This window comes from Bradyrhizobium frederickii, assembly GCF_004570865.1.
GTDB classification, from domain to species: Bacteria; Pseudomonadota; Alphaproteobacteria; order Rhizobiales; family Xanthobacteraceae; genus Bradyrhizobium; species Bradyrhizobium frederickii.
This window is the reverse complement of the sequence record NZ_SPQS01000054.1, coordinates 1-13,929: the sequence shown is the minus strand read 5'-3', so window position 1 is coordinate 13,929 and position 13,929 is coordinate 1. Positions and strand designations below refer to the sequence as shown.

The window sequence follows — 13,929 nt, the reverse complement described above, 5'->3', positions numbered from 1 at the left end:
CAAACAATGTTGTGGTGCCATGCCGCTTGTAATCGTGGCTCTGGCCGGTCAAGGCGCGGCCATTGGGCAACTTCAGATAGCCCTGCGCTCGCTCCAAAGCCTGGATCGAGGGCTTCTCGTCCACGCAGAGCACAATAGCCTTCGCCGGCGGGGCGACGTAAAGGCCAACGATATCGGCGGCTTTGGCCGTAAAGTTCGGGTCGTTGCTCTCACACCAGGACTTGCGAGCCGCGAGGTCAATCTTGTGGCTGCGCAGGAACCGCCAGACATATTGGACGTCAACATCGCCGAGCGCCTCGGCCGGCAGAGGGCCGGTCCAGCGCGCAAATCCTTACGGAGGCGGCTTATCCAGCAGCTTCAGAATCCGCTTGTCGGTCGTCTTCGTATAGATCGGCTGCTTGCCGGGCCGCGGCTTGTCTTGCAGCCCTTCAAGGCCTTGGTCGGCATAGCGATGCCGCCAAAGGCTGACAATCCGCGGCTGGACCCCAACTTCCTTGGCGATCGACCGGGTGCTGCACCCGTCCGCCGCCAACAGGACTATCCGCGCCCGCTTCAAATCGCGCTGCAATGTCATCGGTGAGCGACAACACGCCTCAAGCACCTTGCGATCTTTCTTTGAAAGGCGGACTTCTCTTGCTTCGGGTATCATCCCGACCTTGAATCACGACTCACGTTCCAAGAAAAGCGGATACTAGCAATGGCCGTGCCACAGGTTCGTGACAGGAAACAACAAAACGGCCTCAAGCATTTTCCGGGGCTGGCTCGGACGCTGAGGCCGTATGGCCAGCGAGGAACGAGCAAGCAAAAAGACGACGACAGGCACCAATTTCTGAAGATCACTTTTAGGCTCGCCAGCGCGGAGACCGGCAGCCAATTGAGGCGACCTTACCGGCTCGCCCGGTCTGCTGCCTCCGGCTCGTTTTTCGATCCGGAAAAACCTCCAGGCTGGGGCCGGTTGGTCTACGTTGTCAGCGCCTTTCCCGGCTTCAGCAAACGCACGAAAGTCCCGCTCTCGTGTAGCTCGAGCCAACCCTTCTCAACTGCGTGCTTGATGCCAGCTCCGAACTCCGGTCCGCTGGCCTTGAGCGTGTAGAGAAATGGCGCGTTGATCCGCTCGATGTAGATGCGGCCATCCTGGACCTGCTCAATGCTGGCTGCCAATTCGACAAGCTTGCGCGCGGCGCTTCAGGGCTGGCGTAAGGTTGTTCAGCAGACAGCTTCAATTCTCAGCGATCCCTGGGCCACCAAACAGAAGGTGGATTACTGGCCGAGATCTTCGTGGTCCGCAAGACGACGAGCATGTCCTGGCGATCTCTTCGTCGCTGGCCTCGGCATCGGCAGCCAGCAAAATCTGGGCCCGCTTGAGCTTGCGGGACGCATGCTTGCCACCGCCCAGCAGCGTCTTGAGCTCGGTGCGCTCGACTTGGCTCAGTTCGACCCGATAGCGTACATTCATGCTGGCCTCCTTGATCGAGGCGAGCACGAACAACTGAATCGGATGGCCGGCGTGAGTCCTTCGGCAAAAACCTTCACGCCCAAACAGGGGCAGTACCTTGCCTTCATCCACCTCTATACGCGGCTGCACCGCAGGCCCCCGGCGGAAACCGACATGCAGGAATATTTTCGCGTCAGCCCGCCCTCAGTTCACCAAATGGTGCTGACGCTGGAACGCGCCGGCCTCATCAGACGGCAGCCAAGGACGCCTCGCAGCATCGAGGTTCTCGTCGATCCCAAAAGCCTGCCGGAGCTAGTCTGACTGCCCCAGATCCAACCAGTCAAAATCACTGTGCAGAGCCACTAGACCCTATGTTCGCGATCTGAGGTGACGGGCGGCCCGCCCCGCGGCAAGCTCCTATCGAGGGTTGCGCCGGATGGTCCGGCGCCGAGCCTCAAGCATGGGGAGCGGGCCTGATGAACGATAGCATTTTCGTAGGGCTGGATGTGCACAAGACGACGATTTCGGTTGCGGTGGCCGAAGCGATGCGCGGCGGGGAAGTTCGTAACTTGGGGATCATTCCTAACCGTGCCGATCAGATCACCAGGCTGGCGGAGAAGCTTGGCAAGGGTGACCGGAAGGTAAGTTTTTGCTACGAAGCCGGTCCCTGCGGATATGGCCTGCATCGACAACTGACGGGACTGGGGCACAACTGCATCGTGGTGGCCCCCTCGCTGATCCCGATGAAGGCCGGGGATCGGGTTAAAACCGACCGGCGCGACGCAGCGATGCTGGCCAAGCTGCACCGGAGCGGCGAGCTGACAGCCGTGTGGGTACCGGATGCGGCGCATGAGGCCATGCGCGACTTGGTGAGAGCCCGCGCCACCGCGATGCGTGTGCTCGGCAAGGCGCGGCAACATCTCCAAGGCTACCTGCTGCGACATGGGCGCATCTATGCCGGGAAGAAGGGGTGGACCTTGGCTTATCGTCGCTGGCTCACCACGGTGCGCTTCGATCACCCGGCGAGCCAAATCGTTCTGCAGGACTACATTCATGCCGTGACCGACGCTGAGGTCCGTGTGGACTGTTTGACCAAGCGGATCGAGGAGCTGGCGCCACAATGGTCGATGACGCCATTCGTAGAGGCCGTGCAGGCCGTGCAGGCCGTGCGCGGCGTCGCCTTCATCGTCGCCGTGACGGTGGTTGCCGAGGTCGGCGACTTCTCCCGCTTCGACAATCCCCGCCAGTTGATGGCCTTTCTCGGCCTCGTGCCGTCGGAACATTCGAGCGGCGCCACCATCCGACGCGGCGGTATCACCAAGGCCGGCAACGCCGTGGCGAGGCGCGCTCTGATCGAGGGGGCATGGACCTATCGCATGCAAGCTCGCGTCAGTCGCAAGCTCCATGACCGTAACGAGCGCCTGCCTCAAGCTATCCGCGATATCGCTTGGAAGGCACAGGTCAGGCTGTGCGCCCGCTATCGCCGCTTGTCGGCGGCCGGCAAACCCAAGGTGATCGTCACCACCGCCATTGCACGCGAGATGGTGGGCTTCCTATGGGCGATCACTCGTCAAGTACAACTCGTGCCCGCCGCCTAAGGGCGCTGCTCGACCATATTGGTGCCCAGGGCAGGAGGCAGGGCGCGGTGGGGAATCCTCGTGGCCTGTTATGAGCCGGCATTGCCGACGCTCGCCCCCTAGACCGAGGCAGCCCCAAGACGAAACCACGGTCATGCGGTAGCCAACCCGCGCATGAGAGCTTGATCAACCGTCGTCTTTGGCCCTGCCTCCTACCGTGGTCACCTTCGAAGTCACAGCGTCCGGGCGCTCAGCCGGAAGCGGCTCCGCTCGATCGAGTCCTTTGACAGCAGCAGGCTGTTGAAAAAGGCACTCGCCGTCGACCGGCGACCGTGATTCATTGGCTCCGACGAGATTCGGAGATGGTTCGTGCGCGGCGGGGACAATCGAACGGCCGAGCTGTTCAGCTACGTTGACCTGGAGGCGCGGGTGCGGCGTAATCATCCGCTGCGAGCGATCCGGACGATTGTGAACGAGGCGCTGTCGGCGCTGGAGCGCGAGTTTGCCGCGCTCTATTCGCCGATTGGGCGGCCGTCGATCCCGCCGGAGAAGCTGCTGCGGGCGATGCTGTTGCAGGCGTTTTACTCGATCCGCTCGGAGCGGCTTCTGATGGAGCGGCTGGAATACGACCTGCTGTTCCGCTGGTTCGTCGGAATCGGCGTCGACGATGCGGTCTGGGACCATTCGGTGTTCTCGAAGAACCGCGACCGACTGCTGGAAGGCGACATTGCGGCGAAGTTCCTGGCGGCGGTGCTGTCGCAGCCCAAGGCGAAGAAGCTTCTGTCGAGCGATCACTTCTCGGTCGATGGCACGCTGATCGAGGCTTGGGCCTCGATGAAGAGCGTCAAGCCTAAGGATGGCGCGGGCGAGCCGCCGGCGCAAGGCGGCGGGCGCAATGCCGAAGCGGACTTCCATGGCCAGAAGCGCTCGAACGACACCCATGCTTCGACCACCGATCCGGACGCCAGGCTGTACCGCAAGGGCAAAGGCAAGGAGACGAAGCTGTGCTTCATCGGGCACGGACTGATGGAGAACCGCCACGGCCTGGTGGTCGACGCCTGCCTGACGCTGGCTGACGGGTATGCCGAACGGGTGGCCGCGCTACACATGATCGAGCCTCGTGCTGATCGGCCGACAGCGATCACGCTTGGCGCCGACAAGGCCTACGACACAGAAGACTTCGTCAATGAGCTGCGCTTGATGAACGTGACGCCGCATGTTGCGCAGAACACCAGCGGCCGCAGCTCTGCGATCGACGGGCGAACGACCCGGCACGGGGCTATGCCGTCAGCCAGCGCATCCGCAAGCGCATCGAGGAGGCGTTCGGCTGGATCAAGACGGTAGCCGGGCAAGAGAAGACCAGCTTCCGTGGCCGTGATCGCGTAGCATGGGCTTTTACCTTCGCTGCCGCCGCCTACAATCTGGTGCGACTGCCCAAGGACCGACGGCACACGGTAAGACCCACGCGCTTGACATAATCGTCACCGGCGTCGAGAGACAACCTCCGAGTTTGGCGTAGTTACCTCGTGGCCCTTCGCCACCAGATAACTTCCTCGATGAAACAGGCGTTCGAACCAGCAAAGCGCACCATAGGTACCGATCTTTGACGAAATCGATGCCTTTCGCTGGCCCACGACCCATTCTCCCATGAGCGAAAGATGCACCGACGAGAGGCGGGAATGGCGAGCCGCAGGATGAGTCCCGAAGGTCTGATCAATTGATGTCCTCCTTTGCTTTACATGCCTCTCTGTGACGGCCAAAGGCGGCGATCGTATCAAACTCGTTGTCAAAGAGACTTTGATACGACCCTTCCTTTTCCAGTTTGCATTGAGGGTTGGGGTCTCATCGTGCCAATGAGCTCTGATGCGTCTTCAATACGTCCGCCACCGCGAAAACGGCTCGAGTGTCGCGCTGTTCTCGACGGTTTACAACGTAGTGGTATTGCTCACGGCAGCCGTGGTGCGCATCGAACGGCCGATATACGATCGACCTCAGCGTCAGATCCAGAACCCATCACTTGCTTAACTGAGGTGAGAAGCACCGTGGGCAATCTATGCTGAGGAGGCACCGTAATCAGCTATCCATCCTGGCACCCAGCGGAGCAGCGGAGAAGTTCAACCTGCCCAGGATTAGCGGGGTAAACGCGCATATCTTCAAGTTTGACCAGCAATTTCTCGATTGCTGTGCATGACCACCAATGCTGGTAGGTCACCCGAGGACGCTATATCGCTAAAGTATTACCGTACCCTGAGGCGACGGGCCTCGCAGGAAAGCCGGGTGCCTTACCTTGTGATCCCCGGGGGCTAACCATTGAGCCAGCGGCACGTGATAGGGAAAGCTCCTTGATATAGACGCCGAGTCGCATCCGCGCTGCTTTCTGTCGAACTCGCCAATTCAGTCTAGTTTAGACGCTTACAGGCTAATGGGCCTGATGAAGGCTTGGTAGCGCATTTTGACGAAACGGACACAATCGTCTTCGGTACGAGAACCCAGCGTGGAGCGGGCCCCGGTAAGCGGCGCGGCGTGTTCGGGTTCGAAAGCAACTGATGCGCGATCCGAATGGCCAGTCCTGCGCGATCAAAAAGCCGGCACGAGCCGGGGGGCGTGAGGTCACTCAGTCATAAACGTGCAGTGGATTGGCTGCGCGCGATCCGGCGCGTCGCCCCGGAGCGGCTGCCGTTGATCGCAAACATGCCGAGTGGCTACTATCCGAGGGGTAAACGTCGATATTGCTCTCGGCGGCAAGCGGCCACATGGGCTGCTTTCGTTATGTAAATTGCTGCGCAGGTCTGTCAGCTTTCGGTAAGCCAGCCCCGATAAACAATCGTTGGGTTTAACGGGTGCGTGGCAGGGACAGCGCATGAGCTGAAGGACCACCATGTGCCGAGTTACGCTTCCGTTAAGCTCATTGCACCGCGGATGCGGCAGAGATCGCTCCTCATGATGCCCCAGGCCGTCAGGCGCCGAGCCGTGTTCGCACTGCTTCCGACACACGGGCTAGGTCTCGTTCTGGCAATATTACTCGTTTTGCGAGCGCTAAGCTCCCGATTAGCATTTTGCCACCGCTAGCTGAGCTTGGAGCCTGTTAGCGGGGTTGCAGGGACAGCGCTGCCCCGTGGGGGACGAGCGCCGAGTGCTAAGTCCAATTAGCAATGGGGGCGGGCAAGGGATAACGTCTGCTCCAGTGCCACCAAACGGCGCCGCGCCGCACTGCACTGCTTCCGATCAATCATCACCAACCCTCTGGAAGGGAAGGAGGCTGCCTGCGAAGCCGCGGCCGCGGTTATCTTGGTGCAATTGTGTCCGCCATGTGTAGCGACGACGACGCCGACTGCGTTGCCGGTACTCCCTGTCGTGGCTTTCGAGGTCTCGGATAATCTTTCCAAAGGGACTGCTTCTATCGCGCTCCGTCTGGATTTACTCCGTCAACGTTCTCGCGTCTCTCATGCGCGTTTGGCCGTTCATTCTTGTTTATGCACAGCGCACGTGTCTGGGCATGCTGGTGTCTCCAATTTATCCAAGGCGAAGACCTAGCTTAGAGAGCCGCCGGTGAGGATGGGACCGACCGATTTTGGTAGGTGCCCTTCGGTACTTCTAGAAGATACAAGTTGGTAGCCTTGAGGATTTGAGCCTCCCGGGAGCAAAGGTGGCCAGCTCCAGTCTTCGTGACGGGGTTGGCCACCAGCGCTTGCGGCACATGCCCACAGGGCAGCTCAGGCCAACAAATGCATATTCGAGCGGCATATCATGTCCTTGCGGTCGCAAGCCCTTGCGGTGCTTGTGGCCAATCAAGCCCGTGCCGCCGATCAGTCTCTGGGACCATCGGATCGCGACGCCGCAATATTTAACATCGACGAAGTTCAGGCGATGCTAGCCATACTCGATTGCATGAAGCCCAACCTGCGGCCGAAGGAAGCACGGCAGATCGCTGCGCGCATACGCGCGCTTCTAGAGGGCCGCAAGGGGCAGCCGCTTCGGATAGGATGCCCGTGAGACCACTTAGATGTGAGTTTTCGGTCGGTTGTCCATCCCTGAACGAGGAAGCTGAAGATGTCGAATCTTTAGCGTACCCCCATGAGGATCGGATGGATACCCATAAGAATGCGCCTCTGACGCGGAATGGCCGAGGGGCCATAGTGCCAAGCGTAATCGTAAGGTGGCGTGACGAAGACTGCAGTGCGCTGCAGTTTCACCAAATGGCCAAGCGTTCCGCGAAGAAGGCGTGGATGGACCGTGATCGCTCCATAAGACATTTTGCATCGCCAAGCCAAACCCTGGCTGCCACGTGCCCGGAAGTCGGAGCGTTCGACGACCGCGTCACACAGGTGAAACAGATCGCAACCGAGGCCACTGCTGCGCCCCGCGGCGCTTTGTGCGGTCGCCTATGTTGGCTCAACGCGGCTGATCGACAACGTAATACTGGCGTTGCCAACCCGGTAGCGTAATGAGTAGCCAAACCGTGCGCAGTATATCGAGCAAGAAACACTCAAGCCACTGTTACAAGAGGCGTATCGAGCTGGTAGCAGAGGGCGAGCGCCGATACGAATTTGTTCGGCGCGTCAGCCAAGCGACAGCGCGTGCGCAGGGAATGTGTGAGGCCGTGAACGTTGTGTCCGGCAACCCTGTAAGTCTTGTTGGCGGCGATCAGCGGCCAATTCGACAAACCTTGGTTTAGTGCTTTGCAGCCGATGCTATATCACCCACTTACCTTCGTAGAGTTGAGCGCCGGTTAGATCGTTTGTACTTTCGATGTCGAACCTAGATCATTCGATCTGCGGTTCAGTGCGAAGTTTGAACTGATGCCTTGCCAGAAGTCGGCGCGTTCCAATCAGGTGTTGAGACGAACATCTTGTTGCACGCAAAAAGGGCAGGAGCTTCCTAGAAGGTGCCACTATCGAGATCCCGATCAGCCACCAGATCAGCGGAATAGCATTTTATTGAGCGACGAAATTGGAAGCGGAGGACAGGGCGTCCACGCTCGCCAGCGCGTGAGCTCTTAGAGTAGCCAATAACGCGTCGCTTGTGCTCGGGTCTCTAGTACAGTCGCCGCATTGATGATCATCGCTGGTGTGCGTTGCCGGCGAATTTGCATATTCCTCTTGAAATGCGAGTCGAGATGGCATTTACCGAGCTTTTCATCAAACGTCCGGTATTGTCTGTCGTCGTTAGTTGCCTGATCTTACTGATCGGCTTTCGCGCGGCCACCGAACTGCCGATCCGGCAATATCCCAAGCTATCTAATACGGTCGTCAATATCACGACTTCCTATCCTGGGGCCTCGGCCGACACGATCCAGGGGTTCATCACCACTCCCCTGGAGCAGGCAGTCGCTTCCGCCGAGGGCGTCGACTACGTTATTTCCTCATCGGTGCTCGGTACCTCCACGATCCAAGTCTACATCAAGCTCAATTTTGATCCCAATGAAGCGCTCACCGAGGTGCTCTCCAAGGTAAACTCAGTCAAATACTTAATTCCGAAGGAATCGAACGATCCGGTCGTCACTAAGTCGACCGGTCAGGCCACCGCTGTCATGTATATCGCCTTCTCCAGCGAGGAATTGGCGGCCAGCGCGATCTCCGACTACCTCTCGCGCGTTGTGCAGCCCGCTTTGTCAACGGTCGACGGCGTCGCAGCGGCAGACATCCTGGGCGGCCAGAGCTTTGCGATGCGGCTATGGCTCGATACCGCGAAAATGGCAGGGCACGGCGTGTCGCCGGCTGAAGTTTCGGCTGCAATCGCCGCTAACAACTTCCAGGCCGCGGCCGGCCAGACCAAGGGCTATTTCACTATCTCCGATGTCACGGCAAACACGGATCTGCGGAGTGTCGATGACTTCAAGCGCATGATCGTCAAATCCAATGACGGTGGCTTTGTGCGCATAGCAGACATTGCGATAGTCGAGCTTGCCGCGCAGACCACTGACACTAGCGTCGCTATGAACGGCGAGCACGCGGTCTTTATCGGCGTCCGGGCAAGCCCGCAAGGCAATCCGCTAAACATAGCGCGAGGCGTTCGGGCGCTGTTTCCAGAAATGGAGCGTAACCTGCCGCCGTCACTGAAGATGAACGTGGCCTACGACTCCACCAAATTCATTCAATCGTCGCTCGATGAGGTGGAGAAGACGCTCATCCAAGCCGTCGTGATCGTGGTGGCGGTAATCTTCCTTTTCCTTGCCTCGCTGCGGTCGGTCATCATTCCTGTGGTCACTATTCCGCTATCGCTTGTTGGTGTCTGCAGCATGATGCTGGCGCTGGGGTTTTCATTCAATCTCCTGACGTTCCTTGCGATGGTTCTCGCAATCGGTCTCGTGGTCGATGACGCGATCGTTGTGGTGGAGAACATTCATCGCCATTTGGAAGAAGGTGCGCCGCCTCTAGAGGCTGCTATAAGGGGCGCGCACGAGATCGTCGGCCCCGTTGTCTCCATGACGATTACCTTGGCTGCGGTATATGCTCCAATCGGGTTTCTCGGCGGCCTCACTGGCGCGCTGTTTCGCGAGTTTGCGTTTACGCTGGCAGGAGCGGTGATCGTGTCGGGCGTAATTGCTTTGACCCTATCGCCGATGATGTGCTCGGTCTTCCTGAGGCGGGCAGAGGGGGGGCGGTTTGCAACATTTGTGAACCGCGGGTTCAGCACCATGACACGATGGTACGGCCGAAAGCTCGACCGCTCGCTCGACTATCGTCCGATTACCGGCCTGTTTGCGCTGACCATGCTGGGCCTCGTCGGCTTTCTTTATATGAATACTTCCAAGGAACTCGCACCCGAGGAGGATCAAGGTATCGTATTCGCTTTAACCAAGGCGCCGAGATACGCCAATATCGACTACCTCGATTATTACGGCACCAAGCTCGAACACGCGCTCCGAAAATTTCCAGAGACCGATTTGAGCTTTGTACTCAATGGTGTTGGCGGCCAGCAGAGTGGCATGGCCGGCATGTTGCTCAAGGCATGGGACGAGCGCAAGCGCTCATCGATCTTGCTTAAGTCGCTCGTCCAGGCCGAGCTGTCCAAGATTGAAGGCATCAACGCCTTTGCCTTTAGCTTGCCGCCACTTCCGGGCGGTTCGGATGGCCTACCGGTGCAGATGGTGATCAATTCGACGTTCGACTTCCAATCCGTCTACGAGCAGATGTCGAAGCTGAAGGAAGCCGCGCAGAAGAGCGGTCTGTTCATGGTGAGCGACTCCGACCTCGAGTTCAACCGGCCGGTGGTACGAATCAAGGTTGATCGATCCAAGGCCAACGAGCTTGGCATCACCATGCAGACCATCGGAAACGCGCTCGCCACCTTACTCGGCGGAAACTACGTCAACCGCTTCAATTTGCAGGGCCGATCCTACGAGGTGATCCCGCAGGTGCCCCGCGAAGAACGCCTGGCGCCGCAAGCAATCGGGAGCTATTATGTGAAGACTGCGGGGGGCTCGATGCTTCCGCTGTCGACCGTAGTCTCCATCGAGACTGCAACCGATCCGAACGCGCTCACCCACTACAATCAGCTCAACTGCGCGACCTTTCAGGCTGTGCCGATGCCCGGCGTCTCGATCGGTCAGGCTGTGGACTTCCTGGAAGCGGAGGCGAAGAAACTGCCCGCAGGCTTCAGTCACGACTTCCTTGCCGACGCGCGCCAATATGTGCACGAGGGTAACCAACTGGCCATTGCCTTTGCATTTGCACTCATAATCGTATTCTTGGTGCTTGCGGCGCAGTTCGAAAGTCTGCGCGATCCCCTCATCATCCTGATCAGCGTGCCGATGGCAATCGTCGGCGCCTTGATCCCGCCATTCTTTGGTTGGGCGACGATGAACATCTATACTCAGATCGGACTGTTGACACTGGTCGGGTTAATTTCCAAGCACGGCATCCTGATGGTTGAGTTCGCCAATGAGCTGCAGCTCAAGGAGAGACTTAACCGTCGCTCGGCTATAGAGATGGCGGCGCGCGTCCGACTGCGCCCGATCTTGATGACCACTGCGGCGATGGTCACGGGCTTCATACCCCTGATGACCGCAACGGGAGCTGGCGCCGCGAGTCGCTTCTCGATCGGGCTCGTGCTCGTCGCGGGCATGTCTGTGGGCACGCTGTTCACGCTCTTCGTGCTGCCGGCGGTCTATGTCGCGATCGCGTCCGATCATCGTGCCGATGCGAGCTCCGGCCGCGCGAAGATCGCTGCCGATCTCGACCTCATCGGCGCTGCTGATGCCCAGATGGCCAAGCAATGACGATAAAATCAATCCAGGTTCGCTCAGTGTGGTGCGCGAAGGAGCCTGCGATCTTTCACGTTCCCTTACGAATCGAGATCTTCACGTCCCGTTGGCTTTGCGAGGTTTGTAGGCTTTGCGACAAAGCCACAGTGAGCGTTGCGCCTCCGGTTGTCGCAGATCAGCAGAAACCAGTTTAACAGGGAAGGAATAACCGACACACCCTATCCATGGGCTCGACGATCACCGTCCGCTTGCCTAGTGAGGTAGTCCAACAATTTTTGTGACGGCATTGCATTTGCAGGGATAAAGAATGCCAGCTTGACGCCATCATTGTCGATAGCGCCGCCTGCAGGCGACGCACGCAGGATGAGGGGCGTCGCGCTCGCGAGCCGTTCTCTCAGGAGCGCCCGTGATACTGCCTGCTAATTGGTCTGCCGGCCTGCTTGGGATCCGGCTCGCATTTTTTGTGGCCGGATTCGGCCTCGCGGCCTGGGCGCCTTTGGTGCCACTCGCCAAGGAGCGGCTCGCGGTCGGTGACCGCATGCTTGGTTTTCTGTTGCTCTGTCTCGGAACGGGATCCGTTATCACGATGCTTTTGACCGGCGTATTGAATGCGCGGTACGGCAGCAAGCCCATTATCCTCGGGGGTGGACTTGGACTCGCGATCTTATTCCCGTGCCTTGGAATCGCCAACACACCTGTCAGGCTCGGTGCTACGCTGTTTGCGTTCGGCGTTTCACTGGGCTCGATCGATGTAGCCATGAACATTTACGCGATTGAATTGGAGCGCGTCACGGGCCGTCCATTGATGTCTGGCTTCCACGCCCAGTACAGCATTGGGGAATTCACCGGCTCTGCCGCCGTGACCTCGCTCCTGTCCCTGCAGCTTGGCCCGCTTTTTTCGACGTTGGTCTGTTCGGCGTTGATGACAATCGCGATTCTATCGGCCTGGCCGGGGTTGCTCGCGGCGGGGGCGGGGCAGCAGGGGCCATCGTTTGTTTTGCCCAATCGCAGTGTGTTGCTAATAGCTGTGCTCGCGGCTATCACTTTCCTTGTCGAAGGTTCAATGCTCGATTGGAGCGCTTTGCTTCTCGTTGAACGAGATCTTCTCGCGGAAGCGCATGGGGGCATTGGGTGTATGCTCTTCTCAATCGCAGTGGCCGCAGGGCGTCTCGGGGGAGATGCCGTGGTGGCGCGAATCGGTGACCGTGCCATATTGATACTCGGGACTCTGCCGATCGTAACAGGATTCTTGGCTGTGGTGGCCGCGCCCGTTGCGTTAATTGCTATGGCGGGGTTCCTGCTCATTGGATTGGGCATTTCTAATGTTGTACCTGTACTTTGTAGACGCGCCGGCAAACAGAAAATGATGCCGCCAGCCGTTGCGATCGCGGTCATCACGACAGCCGGCTACGCGGGTATACTCGTTGGACCCGCCGGCATTGGGCTCGTCGCACACATGTTTGGCTTGCGTGTGGCGTTTGGGATGTTGGGCGCGCTCATGTCCATCGTTGCGCTGTCAGCGAGGATGATGACAGACCATCGCTAAGGCGTTGGCCGAGAGGAAAGGGACACCAGTACGCTTCCGACTAATGACCGTCCAGCGGTCGGCACTTAGCGGCTTAGAGACGATGAGCTCTCGACTTCATGGTAGCAGGTCTCGATCATGGCCATTCTCCGTTTCCTGCAAGTGGTTGGCTGCGTCGTAGCTAGTATCCGCTTTTCTTGGAACGTGAGTCGTGATTCAAGGTCGGGATGATACCCGAAGCAAGAGAAGTCCGGCTTTCAAAGAAAGATCGCAAGGTGCTTGAGGCGTGTTGTCGCTCACCGATGACATTGCAGCGCGATTTGAAGCGGGCGCGGATAGTCCTGTTGGCGGCGGACGGGTGCAGCACCCGGTCGATCGCCAAGGAAGTTGGGGTCCAGCCGCGGATTGTCAGCCTTTGGCGGCATCGCTATGCCGACCAAGACCTTGAAGGGCTGCAAGACAAGCCGCGGCCCGGCAAGCAGCCGATCTATACGAAGACGACCGACAAGCGGATTCTGAAGCTGCTGGATAAGCCGCCCCCGCAAGGGTTTGCGCGCTGGACCGGCCCTCTGCTGGCCGAGGCGCTCGGCGATGTTGACGTTCAATATGTCTGGCGGTTCCTGCGCAGCCACAAGATTGACCTCGCGGCTCGCAAGTCCTGGTGTGAGAGCAACGACCCGAACTTTACGGCCAAAGCCGCCGATATCGTTGGCCTTTACGTCGCCCCGCCGGCGAAGGCTATTGTGCTCTGCGTGGACGAGAAGCCCTCGATCCAGGCTTTGGAGCGAGCGCAGGGCTATCTGAAGTTGCCCAATGGCCGCGCCTTGACCGGCCAGAGCCACGATTACAAGCGGCATGGCACCACAACATTGTTTGCAGCGCTCGAAGTCGCCACCGGAAAGATCATCGCTACGCATTCAAAACGCCGTCGCCGTGTCGAGTTTCTCGATTTCATGAACAGCCTCACCGCGGCCTTTCCGGGCCGGAAGCTTCACGTCATCCTCGACAACCTCAACACCCACAAGAAGAATGAGAACTGGCTCAAGGCCCATCCCAATGTGCAATTCCATTTCACGCCGACCAGTGCGTCGTGGCTCAATCAGGTCGAGGTATGGTTCTCAATCTTGCAGGGACAATCGCTCAGCGGCACCTCCTTCACAAGCCTCAAGCAGCTTCAGGAACACAT

General features: G+C 59.0%; 6 protein-coding genes and 3 pseudogenes. 6 read left to right on the top strand and 3 right to left on the bottom strand.

What is annotated here, in order from left to right:
* The 3 genes and pseudogenes from E4K64_RS38100 to E4K64_RS38090 all read right to left on the bottom strand — a co-directional run.
* Positions 1-649 (bottom strand): annotated as a pseudogene (locus E4K64_RS38100) (IS630 family transposase); the annotation flags it as partial.
* A 311-nt stretch (positions 650-960) separates the two neighbouring features.
* Positions 961-1,161, bottom strand: coding sequence for a hypothetical protein (locus E4K64_RS38095; RefSeq protein ID WP_347338659.1), 201 nt, complete (start codon positions 1,159-1,161; stop codon positions 961-963).
* A 145-nt stretch (positions 1,162-1,306) separates the two neighbouring features.
* Positions 1,307-1,456, bottom strand: a pseudogene (locus E4K64_RS38090) (IS630 family transposase); the annotation flags it as partial.
* Between the two features lie 42 nt (positions 1,457-1,498).
* Between E4K64_RS38090 and E4K64_RS38085 the strand changes: the two are divergent.
* From E4K64_RS38085 to E4K64_RS38050, 6 genes and pseudogenes are all read left to right on the top strand, one after another.
* A complete protein-coding gene (locus E4K64_RS38085) occupies positions 1,499-1,756 on the top strand; it encodes a LexA family protein (protein ID WP_126262158.1) in 258 nt (85 codons plus the stop codon).
* A gap of 155 nt (positions 1,757-1,911) precedes the next feature.
* Positions 1,912-3,033 carry an IS110 family RNA-guided transposase gene (locus E4K64_RS38080; protein ID WP_126262157.1) on the top strand — a complete coding sequence of 374 codons (1,122 nt, stop codon included), beginning with the start codon at positions 1,912-1,914 and terminating at the stop codon, positions 3,031-3,033.
* Between the two features lie 348 nt (positions 3,034-3,381).
* Positions 3,382-4,490: pseudogene (locus E4K64_RS38075) on the top strand (IS5 family transposase).
* Between the two features lie 3,638 nt (positions 4,491-8,128).
* Positions 8,129-11,233, top strand: a complete 3,105-nt coding sequence (locus E4K64_RS38060) for an efflux RND transporter permease subunit (protein ID WP_126262155.1) — start codon at positions 8,129-8,131, stop codon at positions 11,231-11,233.
* Between the two features lie 394 nt (positions 11,234-11,627).
* Entirely contained in the window at positions 11,628-12,764 is a 1,137-nt protein-coding gene (locus E4K64_RS38055) for an MFS transporter (protein ID WP_430642573.1), read from the top strand.
* 206 nt (positions 12,765-12,970) lie between these two features.
* A partial coding sequence (locus E4K64_RS38050; protein ID WP_135167557.1) for an IS630 family transposase occupies positions 12,971-13,929 on the top strand: 959 nt, incomplete at its 3' end.

Coding starts and splice junctions, on each gene's coding strand:
- E4K64_RS38060 (WP_126262155.1), top strand. CDS start 8,129: ATGGCATTTACCGAGCTTTTCATCAAACGTCCGGTATTGTCTGTCGTC.
- E4K64_RS38080 (WP_126262157.1), top strand. CDS start 1,912: ATGAACGATAGCATTTTCGTAGGGCTGGATGTGCACAAGACGACGATT.
- E4K64_RS38085 (WP_126262158.1), top strand. CDS start 1,499: ATGGCCGGCGTGAGTCCTTCGGCAAAAACCTTCACGCCCAAACAGGGG.